Source organism: Rhizobium sp. P40RR-XXII, from assembly GCF_012641405.1.
Taxonomy (GTDB): Bacteria; Pseudomonadota; Alphaproteobacteria; order Rhizobiales; family Rhizobiaceae; genus Rhizobium.
Window position 1 is genome coordinate 127,404 of sequence record NZ_JABAII010000018.1, and the last position, 17,532, is coordinate 144,935.

General features: G+C 58.7%; 18 protein-coding genes and 3 pseudogenes. 13 read left to right on the forward strand and 8 right to left on the reverse strand.

What is annotated here, in order from left to right:
* Positions 1-24: 24 nt before the first annotated feature.
* On the reverse strand, positions 25-1,041 hold the full coding sequence (locus HGP16_RS27100; protein WP_168843061.1) for an ABC transporter substrate-binding protein: 1,017 nt from the start codon (positions 1,039-1,041) through the stop codon (positions 25-27).
* A gap of 298 nt (positions 1,042-1,339) precedes the next feature.
* Between HGP16_RS27100 and HGP16_RS27105 the strand changes: the two genes are divergently transcribed.
* The 3 genes from HGP16_RS27105 to HGP16_RS27115 all read left to right on the forward strand — a co-directional run bounded on the left by HGP16_RS27105 (position 1,340) and on the right by HGP16_RS27115 (position 4,933).
* Positions 1,340-2,578 carry a sensor histidine kinase gene (locus HGP16_RS27105; RefSeq protein ID WP_168843062.1) on the forward strand — a complete coding sequence of 413 codons (1,239 nt, stop codon included), beginning with the start codon at positions 1,340-1,342 and terminating at the stop codon, positions 2,576-2,578.
* Entirely contained in the window at positions 2,575-3,306 is a 732-nt protein-coding gene (locus HGP16_RS27110) for a response regulator transcription factor (protein WP_168843063.1), read from the forward strand. The genes HGP16_RS27105 and HGP16_RS27110 overlap by 4 nt, the downstream gene beginning before the upstream one ends.
* 97 nt (positions 3,307-3,403) lie before the next feature.
* A complete protein-coding gene (locus tag HGP16_RS27115) occupies positions 3,404-4,933 on the forward strand; it encodes a UxaA family hydrolase (protein ID WP_168843064.1) in 1,530 nt (509 codons plus the stop codon).
* A gap of 12 nt (positions 4,934-4,945) precedes the next feature.
* Here the strand turns inward: HGP16_RS27115 and HGP16_RS27120 are convergent, their stop codons facing one another.
* Together HGP16_RS27120 and HGP16_RS27125 are read right to left on the reverse strand one after the other, a co-directional pair.
* The gene (locus HGP16_RS27120) at positions 4,946-5,941 is read right to left on the reverse strand and encodes a GntR family transcriptional regulator (protein WP_168843065.1); all 996 of its coding nucleotides are present in this window, start codon (positions 5,939-5,941) and stop codon (positions 4,946-4,948) included.
* Positions 5,942-6,283: 342 nt separating this feature from the next.
* Complete coding sequence (locus HGP16_RS27125) at positions 6,284-6,520, reverse strand: helix-turn-helix domain-containing protein (protein ID WP_205926701.1); 237 nt, start codon at positions 6,518-6,520, stop codon at positions 6,284-6,286.
* 347 nt (positions 6,521-6,867) lie between these two features.
* On the opposite strand from HGP16_RS27125, the gene HGP16_RS27130 reads away from it, so the two are divergent.
* From HGP16_RS27130 to HGP16_RS27140, 4 genes and pseudogenes are all read left to right on the forward strand, one after another.
* On the forward strand, positions 6,868-7,839 hold the full coding sequence (locus HGP16_RS27130; protein ID WP_246703581.1) for a hypothetical protein: 972 nt from the start codon (positions 6,868-6,870) through the stop codon (positions 7,837-7,839).
* Positions 7,830-7,940: pseudogene (locus HGP16_RS34155) on the forward strand (type II toxin-antitoxin system RelE/ParE family toxin); the annotation flags it as partial. The gene HGP16_RS27130 and the pseudogene HGP16_RS34155, both read left to right, overlap by 10 nt.
* A gap of 82 nt (positions 7,941-8,022) precedes the next feature.
* A complete protein-coding gene (locus HGP16_RS27135) occupies positions 8,023-8,319 on the forward strand; it encodes a type II toxin-antitoxin system HigB family toxin (RefSeq protein ID WP_168843066.1) in 297 nt (98 codons plus the stop codon).
* Positions 8,319-8,714, forward strand: a complete 396-nt coding sequence (locus tag HGP16_RS27140; protein ID WP_168843067.1) for a type II toxin-antitoxin system HigA family antitoxin — start codon at positions 8,319-8,321, stop codon at positions 8,712-8,714. Before HGP16_RS27135 ends, HGP16_RS27140 begins: the two co-directional genes overlap by 1 nt.
* A gap of 279 nt (positions 8,715-8,993) precedes the next feature.
* On the opposite strand, the gene HGP16_RS34765 is transcribed toward HGP16_RS27140, so the two are convergent.
* Positions 8,994-9,578 carry a hypothetical protein gene (locus HGP16_RS34765; RefSeq protein ID WP_168842964.1) on the reverse strand — a complete coding sequence of 195 codons (585 nt, stop codon included), beginning with the start codon at positions 9,576-9,578 and terminating at the stop codon, positions 8,994-8,996.
* 44 nt (positions 9,579-9,622) lie between these two features.
* Between HGP16_RS34765 and HGP16_RS34165 the strand changes: the two are divergent.
* From HGP16_RS34165 to HGP16_RS34170, 3 genes and pseudogenes are all read left to right on the forward strand, one after another.
* Positions 9,623-9,778 (forward strand): annotated as a pseudogene (locus HGP16_RS34165) (DUF736 family protein); the annotation flags it as partial.
* A gap of 135 nt (positions 9,779-9,913) precedes the next feature.
* Entirely contained in the window at positions 9,914-12,055 is a 2,142-nt protein-coding gene (locus HGP16_RS27155; RefSeq protein ID WP_246703582.1) for a TOTE conflict system archaeo-eukaryotic primase domain-containing protein, read from the forward strand.
* Positions 12,052-12,393 (forward strand): DEAD/DEAH box helicase, encoded by a 342-nt coding sequence (locus HGP16_RS34170; protein WP_246703583.1) that lies wholly within the window; start codon positions 12,052-12,054, stop codon positions 12,391-12,393. The genes HGP16_RS27155 and HGP16_RS34170 overlap by 4 nt, the downstream gene beginning before the upstream one ends.
* A gap of 36 nt (positions 12,394-12,429) precedes the next feature.
* On the opposite strand, the gene HGP16_RS27160 is transcribed toward HGP16_RS34170, so the two are convergent.
* A complete protein-coding gene (locus HGP16_RS27160; RefSeq protein ID WP_024318408.1) occupies positions 12,430-12,729 on the reverse strand; it encodes a DUF736 domain-containing protein in 300 nt (99 codons plus the stop codon).
* A gap of 394 nt (positions 12,730-13,123) precedes the next feature.
* Here HGP16_RS27160 and HGP16_RS27165 point away from each other — a divergent pair, with 394 nt between their 5' ends.
* The 3 genes from HGP16_RS27165 to HGP16_RS27175 are packed head-to-tail and all read left to right on the forward strand — an operon-like array spanning position 13,124 to position 16,196.
* Complete coding sequence (locus HGP16_RS27165) at positions 13,124-14,440, forward strand: tyrosine-type recombinase/integrase (RefSeq protein WP_312867337.1); 1,317 nt, start codon at positions 13,124-13,126, stop codon at positions 14,438-14,440.
* Positions 14,434-15,351 carry a tyrosine-type recombinase/integrase gene (locus HGP16_RS27170; protein ID WP_168843069.1) on the forward strand — a complete coding sequence of 306 codons (918 nt, stop codon included), beginning with the start codon at positions 14,434-14,436 and terminating at the stop codon, positions 15,349-15,351. Before HGP16_RS27165 ends, HGP16_RS27170 begins: the two co-directional genes overlap by 7 nt.
* On the forward strand, positions 15,348-16,196 hold the full coding sequence (locus tag HGP16_RS27175) for a tyrosine-type recombinase/integrase (protein ID WP_168843070.1): 849 nt from the start codon (positions 15,348-15,350) through the stop codon (positions 16,194-16,196). Before HGP16_RS27170 ends, HGP16_RS27175 begins: the two co-directional genes overlap by 4 nt.
* Positions 16,197-16,643: 447 nt before the next feature.
* On the opposite strand, the pseudogene HGP16_RS27180 reads toward HGP16_RS27175, so the two are convergent.
* From HGP16_RS27180 to traC, 3 genes and pseudogenes are all read right to left on the reverse strand, one after another.
* Positions 16,644-16,889, reverse strand: a pseudogene (locus HGP16_RS27180) (type IV secretory system conjugative DNA transfer family protein); the annotation flags it as partial.
* A 16-nt stretch (positions 16,890-16,905) separates the two neighbouring features.
* Entirely contained in the window at positions 16,906-17,121 is a 216-nt protein-coding gene (traD, locus tag HGP16_RS27185) for a type IV conjugative transfer system coupling protein TraD (protein ID WP_168843071.1), read from the reverse strand.
* 4 nt (positions 17,122-17,125) lie between these two features.
* Positions 17,126-17,422: a conjugal transfer protein TraC gene (gene traC / locus HGP16_RS27190; RefSeq protein ID WP_168843072.1), complete on the reverse strand. Its 297-nt coding sequence runs from the start codon at positions 17,420-17,422 to the stop codon at positions 17,126-17,128.
* Positions 17,423-17,532 lie beyond the last annotated feature (110 nt).

Here is a 17,532-nt window from a genome sequence, read left to right on the forward strand (position 1 = left end):
CCTTCATTTGCTTGTCGATATCGATTATTTCGCCGCAGCGATGACCTTCTTGGCGTCATCGAGCGTGTATTCGACATTGGCGACACCGCCCGCCTGCGTCGTGGCCAGGCTGGCTTCGAGATTGTCCTGATCGATGCGCAGGAATGGCACGACCAGATCCTTCTTCACCTGCTGACCGTCGAGGATCTGCTGAGCCACCCAGAAGGCCAGCGTGGAAACGCCGGGGGCGATGGAGACGGACATGGTCTCATAGTGATTGGCGTCCTTCTCCTTCTTCCACCAGGCAAGCTCGTCCTGACGGTTGCCCATGACGATCGTCGGCATGGGGCGTTTGGCGGCTGCAAATGCCTGTGCGGCACCATAGCCGTCGCCGCCCTGCGTCACGACCGCGGCGATGTCGGGAAGGCTCGGCAGGATGCCGGCGACGGCGCGCTGTGCGACATCCTGCGCCCAGTCGCCATGCACCGAACCGACGATCTTGAACTGCGGATATTTTGCGGCAGCCGCGTGAATACCGGCCGAAATCTCGTCATCGACGGAAACGCCGGCAAGCCCGCGGATTTCGAGCACATTGCCACCCTTCGGCATCTTCTTGGCGAGATACTCGACCTGGCTGGCACCCATGCCCTTGAAGTCGACGGCAATACGCCAGGCGCAGGGTTCGGTGACGATGCCATCGAAGGAAACGACGACGATCTTGGCATCGCAGGCTTCCTTGATGGCACCGTTCAGCGCGGTCGGCGATGCGGCGTCGATGACGATCGCATCATAGCCCTGCAGGATCATATTCTGGATCTGCGCGGCCTGTTCGGTTGCCTGATTTTCCGCCGTTGTAAACGGATCGGCGGCAGCAACGACGCCAGCTTTCACGGCTTCGCCCGTGACTTTCTGCCAGCTGGTCAGCATGGCCTGGCGCCAGGAGTTGCCGGCATAATTGTTCGACAACGCAATCTTTTTGGATGACGTTTCAGCAAAAGCGGAACCCGGCGCGGCAACGCAGGCGATGACGGCGGATGCCAGAAGCATCTTGGTAATATTCATATTTTCCTCCCAATGAGCCCGTACTTCATCTTCCGGGCCAAGATTTTCGAACGCGCTCCTCAACGAACGATCGAAAATATTATTTGCACTGAAGGTTCCCCTGTCAGTACAAGCAGGATGTCCGAGATTGTTTCGATTGTACAGGCGCTTAAGCTACGGGACCTTGCGGGATCCCGCAGAAAAAATGCGCAAGCCCGCAGGACGAACGGCTCGGATCGGCGCTTAATGGTGTCGGAAATCCGTATGCTGCGATCGGCCGGAGGAGAAGTGGTCGACGCATTGCCTGGGAGGGTGTGCCTTGCGCAATCTGGCGCCGCAATCGGTCTTCGACCACTATCTCAACATATCGAGGCTCCTTGCTGGCCAGCTCGACTTTCACTCCGTCATCCAGGCAGTCGCTGCCGAAATCAGTCATGTGATCCCGCACGATCATCTCGACGTCTGTATCATGCTGGTGGACGAACAATTTCACACCGCCTATGAGAGCGGGCTTGAGACCGATTGGGGACGTCGTTTTCCGGCTCCGGTGAGCAACAGCCCCATCCGCACGCTTCTGTGGGGCGAGAGCGATTATCTGCTAACCCACGATGCCTGGAGCGATCCGCAGTTCCATTTCCAGGGCGCCTTTTCGCACCCGATCTTCCACCAATCGCTGCATAGCCGTCTGCATGTTCCCCTGAAAGTGCAGGGTCATGTCATCGGCGCGCTTTCCTGCTCAAGTCACCAGACCGGTTTCTACACCATGCAGCATGTCGAAAGCGCCCAGGTCATTGCCGATCTATTGGCGCCTCATTTCTTCGCAATCCGCGCCGCTGACCAGGCTAAACGATCTGCAATCGTGGAAGCCGAGGCACGCGCCCGCGAGGAGGGTCTTCGCCTTGGTGCGCTGAAATTGACTGAGGCATTGGAGGCCGAACGTCAACGTATCGGCATGGATCTGCACGACCAGATCCTGGCCGATCTGACCCGCCTCGCGCGGCGGCTGGAGCGGCTTGCCCGCCAGCCCGATGTCACCGGTGACGCCCTTGAACCGCTGTTTCGCGGTTTGCAGCACAGCATGCACGATCTTCGCCAGATCATCGAGGAAGCGAAACCCTCGGTCCTTCAGCTCTTCGGCTTTGCCCAGGCGGTGGAAAACCATCTCGAACGATCGATCCAGGAGAGCGCAGCCACCATGACCTGGACCCTGAAAGACGAGACCGGCGGGGCGATCGATTGTCTTGAACAGTCGGTTTCCATTGCCCTTTTTCGTATCGCTCAGGAGGCCATCAACAACGCCATCCGTCACGCGCAGGCAGGCAATATTCAGGTTCATCTGAAAGCAGCCGACAGCACGGTGACCATTGACGTGATGGATGATGGCCTTGGGCTTGGAAACGCCCGCAGGCCATCGGGTGGCGGCATCGAAAACATGCGAACCCGAGCGCGTCTGATCTCCGCACGTTTCGCGATAAAACCGGCCGGCCCATCCGGAGGGACACTGGTCAGCGTCACCTTGCCCGCCAAGGCGCAGCCGGTGGGAGGAGCCGCCGCATGAAAGTTCTGATCATAGAGGACGATCCGCTTCATCGCTCCTATCTCAACGAAGCAATCCGCGCCGCCCTCCCCGAATGCGATGGCGTGCTGGAAGCCGAAAACGGCAATACCGGCGAACGACTGGCGCGAGATTGCAAATCCGCCCATATCGTCATGGATCTGCAGATGAGCCAGCGCAATGGCATCGAGGCGGCGCGCACCATATGGAAGGAACGGCCTGAGACGCGTATTCTCTTCTGGTCGAACTATTCGGACGAAGCCTACGTTCGCGGCGTCTCGCGCATCGTTCCGGTCGGTGCCGTCTATGGCTATGTTTTGAAATCTGCTTCCGACGACCGGCTGAAGCTGGCGCTGCGCAGCATCTTCATTGAAAGCCAGTGCGTGATCGACCGCGAAGTGCGCGGGATGCAGCAAAGAAGCCTTGGCAACGTCAACGGCTTCACCGAAGCTGAATATGAGATCCTGATCGATATCGCGCTGGGATTGACTGATCGCGCCATCGCCCAAAGACGCAATCTCTCCGTTCGCAGCGTTCAAAACCGATTACAGCAGCTCTACATCAAGCTTGGAGTCCATCAGCCGCTTGGCAATCAGGACGATGATGGCCGTTTCAACCTCAGGGCTCGTGCGGTGGCTGTGGCGTTTCTCAGAAAGCTGCTCAATCACAGCGCTCTGGAACGGGCGGAAACCGATCTTACCGCCTGGCTTGCCCGCCAGCCTCACGGTTGACAGAATTTGCCACCGACGTCGATCGCGCTTGACGTCTTCCACCGAATAATTGTCTATTGCTAGCAATAGACATTAATCCAACCATACGGAATTTCTCATGTCCGCCGTTGCGCCTGTCATCCTGCTCAATCCCATCGACGATGTCGCGGTTGCCCGCGTGATGATCCGCGCCGGTAGCGCGACCGGCATCGACGGCTTGATCGCTGCCGACCAGATCCCGCGCGGCCACAAGGTTGCCGTCCGCGACATCCAGCCGGGCCAGGAGATCCGCAAATTCGGCCAGCCGATCGGCGTCGCGACACAATTCATTCCGGCTGGCTGTCATGTCCATCTGCAGAACCTGGCGGTCATCGAATCCGAACATCCCTATCAGTTCAGCGTCGACATTGAAGAGACGGGCATGCTGCCGCAAGAAGACTGTCGGACCTTCATGGGCTTCGATCGCGGAGCGGGCGGCGTCGGCACGCGCAACTTCATCGGCATCATCACCACGGTGAACTGCTCTGCGACCGTGTCGAAATACATCGCCGAGCATTTCAACCGCACCGAAGGCCTGGATGGCTTCGACAATGTCGATGGGGTGGTGGCGCTTACCCATGGCGGCGGATGCGCCATCAGCACCCAGTCTGAAGGCTATCGTTATCTAGCCCGGACGCTGCAGGGCTATGCCCGCCATCCGAATTTCGGCGGCATCCTGATGATTGGCCTCGGCTGCGAAACCAATCAGATCGCGCCCATTCTGGAGCACTACAAGCTCGAGGAGGGAAACCGGCTGCGCACGATGACGATCCAGGATCTCGGCGGCACCCGCAAGACGATCGCAGCCGCGTCGGAAATGATCAAAGACATGCTACCAGAGGTTAACTCAGCCAAACGCACCGTTCAGCCCCTCTCAGGGATCAAGCTCGCCTTGGAATGCGGCGGCTCGGATGGCTATTCGGGGATTTCCGCCAACCCGGCGCTTGGCTATGCCTCCGATCTTCTCGTGCGCAATGGCGGCACGTCGGTGCTGGCGGAAACACCGGAGATCTATGGTGCGGAGCACCTGCTGACACGCAGAGCGGTCACGCCTGCGGTCGCCGAAAAGCTGCTCTCCAGGATCGACTGGTGGCGCGATTATACCCGCCGCAACGGCGCAGAACTCAATAACAATCCCTCCTACGGTAACAAGCTCGGCGGATTGACGACGATCCTTGAGAAGTCGCTCGGCGCGGTCGCCAAGGGCGGCTCCATGCCGCTGAAGGCCGTCTACGAGTATTCGGAGATCGTCGACGAACCCGGTTTCGTCTTCATGGATACCCCCGGCTACGATCCCGTTGCCGTCACCGGCCAGGTCGCTGGCGGCTGCAACGTCATCTGCTTTACCACCGGCCGGGGATCGGTTTCCGGGTTCAAGCCGGCACCCTGCGTCAAGATCGCCACGAATACTGAAATGTACAACCATATGCGCGAGGATATGGACATCAACTGCGGCGACATCGTCAGCGGGGACGACACGATCGAAGCGGCCGGCGAACGGATCTTCGAGGAAATCATCGCGGTCGCCTCCGGCAAGAAGACGCTGAGCGAGACCTTCGACTATGGCGACAATGAATTCGTTCCCTGGCAGGTCGGCGCCATTACCTGACGCCGTCTCAATTCAGGTGATGAAACTGTATTCGTCCGGCTCGTAGTGCTCGCGGATATAGGCGGCACGTGCCTGCACATTGGGCTGCGAATTGCTGATGTGGTCGCGCATGGCTTTCCGCAGCTCTTTCTCGTCCCGCTTTTTCACCATCTCGAACACGCCGATATGCTCCGCAAGAAACGGCTCATGGTCCGGCCTTTTGATGCGACTGCCGACGATGTGCTTGCTCAGCGTCAAGATGCAATGCGTCCGCTTCAGGATGCTGAGGAATTCCTTGTTCGGACAGGTTTGAAGGCTGCGCAGATGCAAATCGAGCTCAAGCTCATACATGGTAGAGGCCGAGACGTCGGGATAATCCGCAAGCGCCTGCGACAGCCGCGCAAGCATGGCGTCGACATGGTCTCTGGAGAGTCCGTCCAAGGCGCTGGCAAGCGCCACCGGCTCGATCTGCTCTCGCACCTCGTAGAGGTCGCGGATGCGCTGACTGTCGAGCGGTACGATCGACCAGCGGAAATTGTCGTCCTTCTCCGCGATGCCAAGCGTCTCCAGCCTTAAGAGCACGTCGCGCGCCACCCCACGTCCGACGCCGAAATGTCGCGCCAATTCGTTTTCATTGATACGATAGCGACCGAAGAAGGAGCGATAGACAACGATGCGTTCGACGTCTTCGTAAAGCGCCTGCCAGGCCAACGCTGGCCTGCCACTGTCTTCCTCAAACAGGTTGCGGAGATAGTTATCGAGCTTGACGCGTTTCGGCGGCATTCCCGGTGTTCCGACAATAAAGCCGCGACCATCGAACCGAGCGATTAAACCGTCCTTAAGCAGCAGCTGCAGCGCTTGGCGCACGGGCGCACGGCTACTACCGACCAGCCCGGCCAGCGCGGCCTCGGTCAGCACAAGGCCGTCCGGTACCCCTCCCGCAAGTATCTTGGCCCTCAATCGCCCGTGAAGTTCCTCATAGAGCCTGGTCTTGCGTAGACCACTGCTCTCCAAATGTAAAAGGCTCATCTCGTTCCATGTTTCACCAGAGAAGACAGCATCTTGGCTTTCGACATTGCCGCGCCGAATTCAAATCCTTCCTCGGGGCCGACCTCATCGTGCTTTTCGGTTCCCGTCCGCGTGCGTCCGAGGCCCAAGCAAGGAGCGTGCTCTGAAGTTGGACATGTCGAACGATACCACGTATTCGACCGTGAACTAAGCGAGCCTGACCATCCAATGGAGACCGATTGAGATTGGCGTTCAACGTCACAGGCCTTAGGTTATTTTCACAAACTCAACATCAAATTGTAGGCTGACAGCAAAAGATTGAGCGATCTTCCATTGGCTTTTTAGAATGGCATCGCTAAGCCGTCATGTCGTCTTACGACGTTTCTTCAAGCGTATGCCAGGACCATCGCCGTTTTCAGAAATGAATATTATACCGGCATTCTCTAAAGCGACGCGGAGATCGTCGATCGTCGACTGCTTGAGCGCTTTGCCTGTTTCAAAACGGACAATCGTATTGGTAGACATCTTTGCCAATTCCGCGAGGTCCGCAATCTTGAGGCCAAGAGCCGCACGCGCCATCCGGCATTGAACTGGTAACATATATAATCGCCTATTGCAGGCGAATTTAATTGATCCGCCGTGTTTTCGCACCTAGAATATGTCGATCTGCCTAAGCGCAGACGGCCGAACAAGTCGTCGCAACCGACCTGTTCGACCTGACCACAACCCAGCTTAGTGGAGCTCGGATCATGGCTGATTCTGAGAATAGCAGAACTTTGCCCGCATTTGCCCGCGGAAAAATCAAGCCATGCCCTCGGATGTGTGAAACCGTCCCGCGGCTGATCGACCGCCGGAACCTGCTTTCCATCGCGTCGCGCCTATTGAACTCTCGCATCGAAGATCCTGACGGTCGGCGAACAGAGCCTGGCCCAACGCCCGTCAGAGAAATGTGGCCGAAATGGTATGCGCTCTATCAGCGGCAGATGAAGGTCACTCGTCTCAGAGAAAAACTTGAGAAGGAATTGCTCGAAGAGGCCGGTGGTCTTCCGGCAGCGACGCTGCCGAGTGTTGGAAAGGATGGCGTCGTTAAGGTTCATTCGTTTGCCGACATCAATCGAATGGCAACGCAGCTTAATGCCGGAGACCTGTCTCGGGCGCGCGCCGAGCTTCGAAGGCGCCGGAAACGATGGAAGGACGCGGATCAGCGTTTGGGATACAGCGCGGCGCTCGCTTTGGAGCAGGAGCTCGCGGAAGGGGCCGGAATATCGGGACGTGTCATGGGGATCACACCGCCCTCCTCCCTGATGGAAGTCACCGCGAAACTCCATTGCCTGATCGTCATGCATGATCCCGGTCTGAAGCTCGAAGATGCCCCCTGGCCCGAGCTGCGCACGATGCTGAAGGATCTTATCCGCCTTGCTGGGAAGCGCCGGCCGACATCATGCAAGCGATCTACACCGCCCGGCAAAGCGGCAGGCGTTCGGAGCATTCTAAACCTGGCGACACACTACCAAGAGGCGGCCAGGAAGCTTGGCGAGGGCTCGTCCAAGCCCAACCAGGCTCCACAGCGTCTTCTGGCGCTCCATGCGATGGAACTCTACCTGAATGCATTCCTGCTCGCCAAAGGCGTGGACCCCACGATGCTAGGCGGTTTCCGGCACGACCTCGGCGAACGAACGCGGATAGCGACCGACGCTGGCCTCATCCTGCGCAAGCGGACGGTGGCGCATCTGGCCACACTCTCTGCAAGCAACGAGCATCACGTCCTCGGCCATGCCCCGCAACCTGCGTCCACGCTGTCACAGATGAACCGAGTTATGGCGACGGTCGATGAGCTCTCGCGCAAGGTGCGAAAGGCATTGCGGGTCGCGCCAGTGCCACCCCGAGAGCAATACCTGGGAAGCACTCAGAAGGATTAGCATTCCGCAGGCTCGCCGACCTCTACCGTCGCAAGACGAAGGCCGATCTTGAAGCAGAAATCGAAATCGGCGCCCTGCTGGAGATTGATCATGGCGGCTAAACACAAGTGGATCCGTTGCTCAAAGCCCGACGCACGATACAAATTTGTTGACTTGTTCCCAATATGGGAATATGCATAACCCATGCAAATCATAGCGAAGTCCACTCTACGAGAGTTCTGGAGAAAACATCCTCAAGCAGAAGTCCCTCTCAAGACGTGGTACGCGATGGTTAGTAGCGCGATTTGGACGGAGCCGGCCGATGTGAAGGCGATGTTCGGCGCCAATGTCGACTTTGTCAGCGACAATCGCATCATATTCGACATTTCGGGCAACAAGTTTCGCCTGATCGTCCACGTTGCCTATCCATATAAGCGGATCCTGATCAAGTTCGTCGGCACCCACAAGGAATATGACAAGATAAACCCGGAGACAGTGTAATGGACAACATTCGAGCCATTAGGAACGATGCTGACCTCGCATGGGCGATTGCAGAGGTCGCGGCCTATTTTAACGACCAGCCGGAAATTGGGACGGAAGAGGCTGACCGTTTCGACGTGCTTTCGACGCTCATCGAAGCATATGAAGATGCCCACTACCCTATTGAAGCGCCTGAACCAATCGAGCTGATAAAGGCTCACATGGACATGTTCGGTCGCACTCAGGCCGACCTCGCCGTGCTTTTCGATTCCCGTTCGCGCGCCTCTGAGATCTTAAACAAAAAACGTGCACTGACCGTGGATATGATCAGACGCCTTCATAAGGCATGGGGTATCCCCGTTGAGTGCCTTGTCGAACCATACCACCTTGTCGGTCGTGAACTAGAGAGAGCCTGACCATCGTCTCCAGCGAAACGGTTGATATCTGCGTTCAACGCCATGGGCCATAGGCTGATTTCCACAAACTCAACATCAGATTACAGGCTGAACGCACATGATCGAGCGACCCTCCATTGGCTTTCCAGAATGGGGTCGTGATCGGAGCGCCTTCGAAAATTGGGGGCTATGAAAATGAGCTGGAAGCAGGAAACCTCGCGCGGACATCCGATAGCCGGACCATCGATCGGATCGTCGAGGATCTTGCCCGTCGGGTTCTGACGACCGACGGGCTATCTTTCAGGCCGCGGCGCATGCGCAGCGGACGTTAGGTTTCCCGCATTCTCTACAGCCCGAAATCACCGACGAGCGGCTCGCGACAAGAACGCCATCAGCGTCGGTGGTTGGGCTCGCCAGCGACCGGAAACTGTTCAGGCCCCAACGAGAAGAGCGTGTCGGGATCAGCTGTGAGGTCCAGTTTGCCGGAGATCGAGGTTTTCCGGTCAATCGGTTCAAGGCACCGGAACCGCTCGATTTCCACAATAAACGACTTTGACTACTGAGGCATGGATCCTCCAGGCGACGATGCTCAAGCACGACGATAGTCCGAAGAACGGCCAACGCGACGCCCTTGTTCGGCAGTTCCTGGGTGTTTGATTTTGACATGTATTGGGGCGGCAGGCGCACTGTTGCATGGATCCGGCAGGCAGTCGGGGCGCAGCTGCCATCGCCATATTCCTTTTGGCCGCTGAGCCAGGCCACGTCCTTCGCGGGCTCGATGAGGCATGTCTGATCGAAGACCGGCTTCGCCTCGATCGTCCTCCCGCAACGGCCTTCCAAAACTTTCTTCCCCTGAGCGCGGTACGCCCATTCCTCGCGGAACAACAAAGTTTCTCCTGGCCGCCCTCCACCTTGTTCCGGCCCTTCAGGTGCGGCCCGATCGCCCCCGATCCTTCACCACCTCCGAAACCGGCTTCAACGGCTCGATCCGCACGCTCGCCCTCAACGTCAGGGCCCGCATCGCCCGCATCGAAACTCCCTCCGACAAGGGCCCGCACTTCCGCATCTATGCCGACAATGTCGATTATGCTGAGAACGTGATTATGCAGAGTGTCGGTCGCTGAAGGCCGGATTTGCCGGTGATTGCGGCGGATTCTGCTCCGCATAATCCCGGAGGCTGAGATGGATAGTGCGTCTTAAAAAACGGACGCCTTTGGCCTATGCTGATCCCCACGATCATTTTGGCGAAAGCTGCAAAGTTGGCGGAAAAGAATGATGTATGGGAGAACATTGCTCGCATTCGACGGCGGCTGGCTGATCTGAATGATGAGCGGAAGGCGCTTGAGCGTGAACTGGAAGCGGTTGAGCAACAGCTGATTTCCGATAGCCAGGCCGACGCAGAGAAGCCAGCCTTCGCCGACGCCCCTGTTACCAACAGCTCACCGTCGATGGAGAAGGTGGAGTTATTCCGGCAGCTGTTTGCCGGGCGCCCCGACGTCTTCCCGGTTCGCTGGAACAACAAGAAGGACGGACGCTCCGGCTATTCACCGGCCTGTTCTAATGAGTGGGCGAAAGGAATCTGCGGCAAGCCGAAGGTGAAATGTGGGGACTGCCCGCATCAGGCTTTCATCCCATATTCCGAAGATATCATCGAAAAGCACCTTCGTGGCGGAGATGCCCGTTCAAGCGACTTTGTTGCCGGCGTATATCCATTGCTGCAGGACGAGACATGCTGGTTCCTTGCTGCTGACTTCGACAAGGAAAGCTGGGTAGACGACACCAGAGCTCTGCTGGCCACTTGCCGTGCAAAAGGAATTTCCGCTGCCCTCGAACGGTCGAGGTCTGGAAACGGTGGCCATGTCTGGATATTCTTCTCCGAACCCGTTCCCGCAAAGATCGCACGACAACTTGGTGCCGCGCTAATAACGGAGACGATGGAGAACCGTCCCGAGATCGGCTTCACGTCTTACGACCGTTTCTTTCCTAACCAGGATACGATGCCACTTGGCGGCTTCGGCAATCTGATCGCGCTTCCTCTGCAAAGGAAAGCCCGTGAAAATGGCAACAGCGTTTTTGTCGATGGCGACCTACGACCTTACGATGACCAGTGGGCATACCTGTCGTCTTTGCCCAGGTTATCGGCGGACGAAGTCTTCAGGATTGCCGACGAAGCCGAATTGTCGGGGCGGGTCTTGGGCGTCCGGATGCCAGTCGATGACGAACATGCCGATGAGCCGTGGAAGATGTTGCCGTCACGTCGTAGCGAGCCGCGGCGAATAGAGGCTGCGATCCCGCAAAGCATCAAGGTCGTGATCGCTGATCAGGTTTACATTGATAGGACCGAGCTTCCGTCCGCGCTGATTGCGCAGTTCGTGCGCCTGGCAGCATTCCAAAACCCGGAATTCTATCGTGCGCAAGCAATGCGATTGCCGGCATTCGGCAAGCCTCGGATCATCTCATGTGCCGAACTTCACCCACACCATGTCGCTCTGCCACGAGGCTGCTTCGACGAAGCGATTGAACTCATCAAGAGCCATGGCGCGACCGCCATTTTGGAGGATCTCCGCGAAGATGGAGAGGCTCTACCCGCCGGCGTCTCGTTCCAAGGGGAACTGCGACGGCCACAATCGCGGGCCTTTGATGCTCTTGTCTCCAACGATAACGGCGTGCTGGCCGCCACGACCGCCTTCGGCAAGACAGTTGTCGCCGCCGCACTCACAGCACATCGAAGCCGCAACACGCTAGTTCTTGTTCACCGCAGGGAGCTTCTCACCCAATGGGTTGAGCGTCTGAGTTCCTTCCTGAGCATCGACCCGAAGCAGATCGGCATCATCGGTGGCGGGAAAAGGAAGCCGACAGGGATCGTTGATGTGGCGCTGATCCAAAGCCTGGTTCGGAATGGCGAGGTCGATGACATTGTCGGCAATTACGGTCATCTGATTGTCGACGAGTGCCACCATCTGTCCGCTGCCAGTTTTGAACTTGTCGCTCGCAGATCCAAGGCGCGATATGTCGTCGGCTTATCTGCCACCGTTGCCCGAAAGGACGGTCATCATCCGATCATCTTCATGCAATGCGGGCCCGTTCGCCATCGGGTCGATGCAAGAGTTCAAGCTGCCGAGCGTGGTATTCGCCACCGTGCCCGCGACCGTTCGACCAAGTTTGAGTTGCCAGCGTCACTCGTCTCGGCAGAGCGCCCGTCAATGCCAGCGATCTATGCGGCCCTTGCGCAGGACCAAGGCCGAAATGACCTGATATTCGATGACGTGTTGAAATCTCTCGAGGCCAGACGTTCGCCCATCCTGCTAACGGAGCGGAAGGATCACCTCGATTATCTCCAGCAGAAGTTCGGCCGTTCGTGAAAAATCTGGTGGTGCTGCGCGGTGGCATGTCGGCGAAGGATCGCAAGCAAGCCAACACGGCGTTGAATGTCGCAGACGATGATGAGCGCCTGATACTTGCGATAGGGCGCTATATCGGGGAAGGCTTCGACGACGCCCGGCTCGACACATTGTTCCTGACCATGCCGATCGCCTGGAAGGGAACTCTGGCGCAGTATGTCGGCCGTCTGCATCGCCAGCATGATGGCAAGCGGGACGTCCTGGTCGTCGATTATGTCGACAGCACCGTTCCGGTGCTGGCCCGGATGGCCGCAAAGCGACGATTGGGTTATCGCGCGCTGGGCTATGTGATCGAATGAGGGCGCCCCGCTTTGAGCGGAGCGCCGTGGTTCTGGTCAGCGTGACCAGATGAGCTTGTGCTCGCCCTTGTCGCCCTGGACGAGGGAAGCGTAGACGGGCGCCGTGAAGGACGGATCGTCGAGCTTGAGCGAGAGGTATTCGGCGCCCGTTTCGCGGGCTGTCCGGCTCCAGCCTGCTCCGAACTCGACACCCGTTGCTGTGACCCGGAAGTCGGGTGCGCGGTCGTTGTCGCGGTCGCAGGGCTTGATGGATGCCTTGACGTTGAGGGTGAGGGTCTTGATGGTGCCGTTGTAGGCGCCGGTTTCGTCGCGGGTGAAGGTGCCGATCTGAGCCATTGTCGTATCTCCTGAGGTTGTTCGAAGCCGCCCGATGCGGCCTCGATGGCGGTCGAGAGGCGACGGATTGGACGGAATGCATCCGCAGGACCGCAGCGTTAGCGAAGGACGGTGGCAGCCGAGCTTGTTGGCTCGCGAGGAATGACCGCCTGCGGTCAGGGGAAGAAGGTCGGCGGAGCCGTTGCAGGCCAGGGCCGGTCCGGTGCCAGACCAGCCCAAAAGAGAGGCCGTATGGGGGGCTTCGCGCCGTCAGCAGAGAACGACGTGAATGATCGATGTCTCCTCATCAGCATGATCAGCGCCGCCGCCGGTGCGTTACCCCTCCCGCCGTCCCAGCCGCCGTCTCACCAGATTCAAAACACGCCGCGCGTGCCTCTTTTGGCAACCCCAGGGGGTGAGGCTGGAAAAGCTGCCCGCCGACGCTGGAATGGCTTTGAAACCTCCGATTTGTTCCTACGGGCCGGACTTCCCCGGCGCCAACAAGCAAATCGAGGAAATCAACGTGACAAAGCGAAAGTACAGACATCGCCGCAGTGTCGATGTTCGGATCAACTGGCTACAGCCGCATGTTGACGAGTTCAAGGAGTGGCTTTCTCAGCAGAATTATTCCCCTGCAGCGATCGTCGAGGTGGTGCGTCTACTGGCATTGTGGGGCGATTGGGTACGTGCTGCTGGCTTCGGCGTCGAAACACTTGCCGCTGGCTTGAACGCATCAGAATCGGCGTTCCAGGGTAGCAAGAATGCCCGTGCGCCACAGGGGGCTTCTGGACTGTTTGTCGGATATCTGCGCGAGTGCACCGTTCTGGAGCAGGAGCGGCCGTCGTCACTGGAGAGGACTTGGCCGGCACTAGCCACCTTCGGTTGCTGGATGCGGGAGCAACGCGGCATCAAGGACTCGACGCTCAACACCTACCAGCCGATATTGGTCGATCTATTTATATCGCTCGGCACAGATCCTGTGGTTTATACGGCCGCCGCGATCCGGGACTTCGTACTTGAGCGAGCGAAGCCGCACGGACGTTGGCGGGCGCGGGGCATCACTGTCGCCACGCGCGCCTACCTCAAGTATCTCGTCGCGATGGGGCAATGCCCTATCGGTCGGGAACATGCGGTTCCGAGCTTCGCGAACTGGCAACTGGCGACAACACCGCGCTTTCTTGGCCAAAGCGACATCGACCGCCTCCTTGCCACCTGTGAGGGCGAAAGCCGCTTACGCGACCGCGCTGTCATGCTGCTTCTGGCTCGGTTGGGCCTCAGGGCGAGTGAAGTCGCTAATCTCACTTTCGGTGACATCAATTGGAAGAATGGCCGAATAACGCTTGTCGGAAAGGTCCGGCGTGAGGAATGGCTGCCGCTGCCTCAAGACGTTGGCGATGCTATGTTAGCTTATATCGAGCGGGCAAGGCCGCGCGTTGCGACAACCCGGGTGTTGCTGACGGATATCGCACCGATCAGGCCGCTGAGCCGCATTGCCGTGAAATGTATTGTGCGTCGCGCTCTCGACAGAGCAGGGATTGAAAGTATCCATCGCGGCGCGCATGTGCTGCGGCACTCGGCGGCGACAGCAATGCTGCGTAGCGGCGCAAGCCTTGCAGGCGTCGGGGCCGTGTTGCGTCACCGCTCTCCATCGACGACGGCGCTGTATGCCAAAGTAGACATCGGTCTCTTGTCCGAAATCGCACAGCCATGGGGCGGGAGGCTGCCATGCTGAGCGCCGACATCAACCGCTACATCAGTCTGCGCCGCGCGCTAGGTTACAAGCTTGTCCGGGCCGAGCGGCGTCTTCTTGCATTCGCGCGCTTCGCAGCAGAACGCGACGAGAGCCACATTCGCACAGCAACGGCTCTTACCTGGTTACCCACGGCTGCCAAAAGCCCGAACGCCATGGCCCATCGCCTCACGGACTTGATCCAGTTTGCTCGCTTCATGCAGGCGGAGGATCCTCGGCACGAAATACCGCCCGCAGAGATCAAGCGGATCACCAATCGACCGGTTCCCTATATCTATACTGCGGCCGAGATCGCCCGGATTCTCGATGCCGCCGGCAATCTACGGCACCAAAGGCCCAATCCACTGCGTCGCGAGCTCTATGTTATGCTCTTTGGGCTGATCGCAGCGACTGGCATGCGTGTGTCCGAAGCTGTTGCGCTCAGGCTCGACGATATCCTGCCTGACGGCGTGTTGCGCATTCGCGAAACCAAGTTCTGCAAGAGTCGGCTGGTGCCGCTACACCCGACCGTCGTTGAGGCGCTCAAACGCTATCTTGGGGGCAGGTGCCAACTTGCGAGCGACAGTGATTGGCTCTTCCTATCCACAGAACACCGACAAATGTGCTTGAGGATAGTGAATTACACATTCCGTTGCGTCACACGACGAGCGGGCATCTTGTCGGAGCGAAGTCAGCAGCCGCGCATCCATGACCTCCGACATACGTTCGCGACCCGCGCCTTGGAACAATGCGGCGCCGGACGCAGCGAAGTTGCTCGGCACTTCGTCGCCCTGTCGACATACCTGGGCCATGTCAGTATCCACAATACATACTGGTATCTTCAGGCGACGCCGGAAATGATGGTCGACATCGCCGCGGCGGCAGAAACATTGTTCAGGGAGGACGATGCATGACGGCGCTCGCCCCTCTCATCACCGGCTTCCTCCGAGACTACATGCCATGCCAGCGAGGCTATAGTCCACAAAGCTGCGAGACGTATGCGTTCAGCTACAAGCTCTTGTTCGACTTCGCAGCAAAAAGGCTCGGAACTCGCCCGTCGCTGCTTACAATCGAAGACCTCGACGCGCCGATGATCGTGGCATTCCTCGCGCACATTGAACAGGATCGCAGCAACGGCGCCTCAACGCGCAATGTGCGGCTCGCCGCCATCAAGGCGTTCATGCGCTACCTCGAGCACAAGGTGCCCTCCACCTTGGAGCAGATCGGCCAGATTCACGCGATCCCGACCAAGCGCCATGACCAGAAGCTTATTCGTCATTTGACTATGGAAGAGGTCCGCGCGGTTCTTAACGCGCCCGACCTTGCGACGAGATCTGGCATCCGTGACCGGGCAATGATGCATCTTTGCTTCGCCGGAGGCTTGCGGGTCTCCGAACTTGTCGGCGTTCGGACGGAAAACCTATCGCTTCGACACGGCGCAAGCCTGACGGTTCTAGGAAAAGGCCGCAAGGAACGCTGCCTACCGCTCTGGAAGGATACTGCACGGGACCTTCGCGCTTGGTTAAGTGTCCGGGGAGCAGTGCGCGTCCCGGAGCTCTTCGTCAATGCTCAGGGCGATCCGATGAGCCGTGCCGGCTTTGAGTATGTGCTCGACAAGCATGTCGGCAAAGCTGCCGAGAACTGCGCATCACTTCGCGATCGCCGCGTCTCACCTCACCAGCTTCGGCACAGCTGTGCAGTCGTCATGCTGCAGGCAACCCGCGACATCCGCAAGGTCGCCCGGTGCCTAGGATCATGATCAATCCTTCGGCGCGCTTTCGATCAACCGAAGGCGTCAAAGCGCCCTTTCCGATACGATGCCTATGAGATCGTCGCGATGATGGCGAGAACGACCAGTTAAGCCTCTTTCTTTCGGCCTTATAGCGAGCTCGGTTTCATCTTGTATTTATCGACGAGACGAACAACAGGAGGAGGTGTGCGAGCGGCGGACGCAGTCGGTCCCGCCTGCCCTGCGGGCCTGTCTGTTCAGGCTCCTGCGGCTGCGCTGTCTCCCGCTCCTCGCACGCCGAGAATTCCCGAAATCCCAACCTTGGGCGGATGCTCACGCTGATCTCTCCGACTCTTCATTGTCCTGGATCGGCCGCGCTCACTGCGTCGCGCGCAGGCCGCCCCGGCGACACTCTCGTTCCTCAGACCGCGAAAACCTGTTCGTTCCGACGCACCCTTTCATGTTCTCGCGCCGGAGCTAGATCGCGCGTCCACATCTCAGCGGCGCGTTGCCGGCCGTGAAGATGATCCGCTCGTCGGCGCGCATGCGAAGCACTTCATGCGGCAGTATCAATGGTAGCGCAGCCAGTTGTTTCGATCGCGTGCGCGACGATCCTCTTGGCTGGGAGCTACGACTGACCTGGTCGATCTCAACCGTCGTCATGCCGCAGCGGCGCGAGATATAATCCGCGGTTTCCGGATCGTTGATTGCTTGGCCGGAAAGGACCGCGAGGAGAACCTTATTCATTGTCATGGCTAAGCGCCTCCGTGCCGATCGTCATCAGGCGCGATCGCTCGGCATCGTCGTCTTCGATGCGCCGGCTTGCGTCGATCAGCAGACCCAGCAACAGCGCCCGCTTTTCATATCGCAGTCCAGCCTTCACGATCAGACCGCCAAGCGCGATCTTCTCGCGGGTGTCCTTCTTTCGCACGTCGCTCCTCATCGTTCGAGCCATCCGCTTAAGTCTCGCCAGCGCTGCCCTGAGCCTCGCCAGTCTCAACCATTGCAACCGATGCATCAGCGCTTCTACCGTCGGCGGCATCCTTCTCTCCGGTCGCCGCTCCCTTGCCTTCGCGAAAGCGTTTGGCGATATCCTCGAAGGCCGTCTGAAGTAGGACTTCGTCGATCTCGATTTCGCCAAGACCGCTCCTTAGCGCGAGTCTGCCGATACGTTCGGCCTCGCGCGCCTCCGCCTGCCTGAGCTGGTCTTTGAGCCGCGCGATGTCTTCTCTGATTTTTGACGAGGGTTTCTTCATTTCGGTCGTTCATCCTCTTTCGTTTGGCGGTGCATCGGCAGCGCCGAAACTCGCCCGTATGCCTATCCAAGGAAACGTGCAGATCTGCACGTCGGCAAAGCCGCCACTTT

Bases quoted from the DNA above. Each gene is read 5' to 3' on its own strand.
- HGP16_RS27130 (WP_246703581.1), top strand. From the start codon at position 6,868: ATGTGGCCGAAATGGTATGCGCTCTATCAGCGGCAGATGAAGGTCACT.
- HGP16_RS27155 (WP_246703582.1), top strand. From the start codon at position 9,914: ATGCTGATCCCCACGATCATTTTGGCGAAAGCTGCAAAGTTGGCGGAA.
- HGP16_RS27120 (WP_168843065.1), bottom strand. From the start codon at position 5,941: ATGAGCCTTTTACATTTGGAGAGCAGTGGTCTACGCAAGACCAGGCTC.
- HGP16_RS27135 (WP_168843066.1), top strand. From the start codon at position 8,023: ATGCAAATCATAGCGAAGTCCACTCTACGAGAGTTCTGGAGAAAACAT.
- traD (WP_168843071.1), bottom strand. From the start codon at position 17,121: ATGGCTCGAACGATGAGGAGCGACGTGCGAAAGAAGGACACCCGCGAG.
- traC (WP_168843072.1), bottom strand. From the start codon at position 17,422: ATGAAGAAACCCTCGTCAAAAATCAGAGAAGACATCGCGCGGCTCAAA.
- HGP16_RS27140 (WP_168843067.1), top strand. From the start codon at position 8,319: ATGGACAACATTCGAGCCATTAGGAACGATGCTGACCTCGCATGGGCG.
- HGP16_RS27175 (WP_168843070.1), top strand. From the start codon at position 15,348: ATGACGGCGCTCGCCCCTCTCATCACCGGCTTCCTCCGAGACTACATG.
- HGP16_RS27125 (WP_205926701.1), bottom strand. From the start codon at position 6,520: ATGTTACCAGTTCAATGCCGGATGGCGCGTGCGGCTCTTGGCCTCAAG.
- HGP16_RS27160 (WP_024318408.1), bottom strand. From the start codon at position 12,729: ATGGCTCAGATCGGCACCTTCACCCGCGACGAAACCGGCGCCTACAAC.
- HGP16_RS27100 (WP_168843061.1), bottom strand. From the start codon at position 1,041: ATGAATATTACCAAGATGCTTCTGGCATCCGCCGTCATCGCCTGCGTT.
- HGP16_RS27170 (WP_168843069.1), top strand. From the start codon at position 14,434: ATGCTGAGCGCCGACATCAACCGCTACATCAGTCTGCGCCGCGCGCTA.
- HGP16_RS27115 (WP_168843064.1), top strand. From the start codon at position 3,404: ATGTCCGCCGTTGCGCCTGTCATCCTGCTCAATCCCATCGACGATGTC.
- HGP16_RS27110 (WP_168843063.1), top strand. From the start codon at position 2,575: ATGAAAGTTCTGATCATAGAGGACGATCCGCTTCATCGCTCCTATCTC.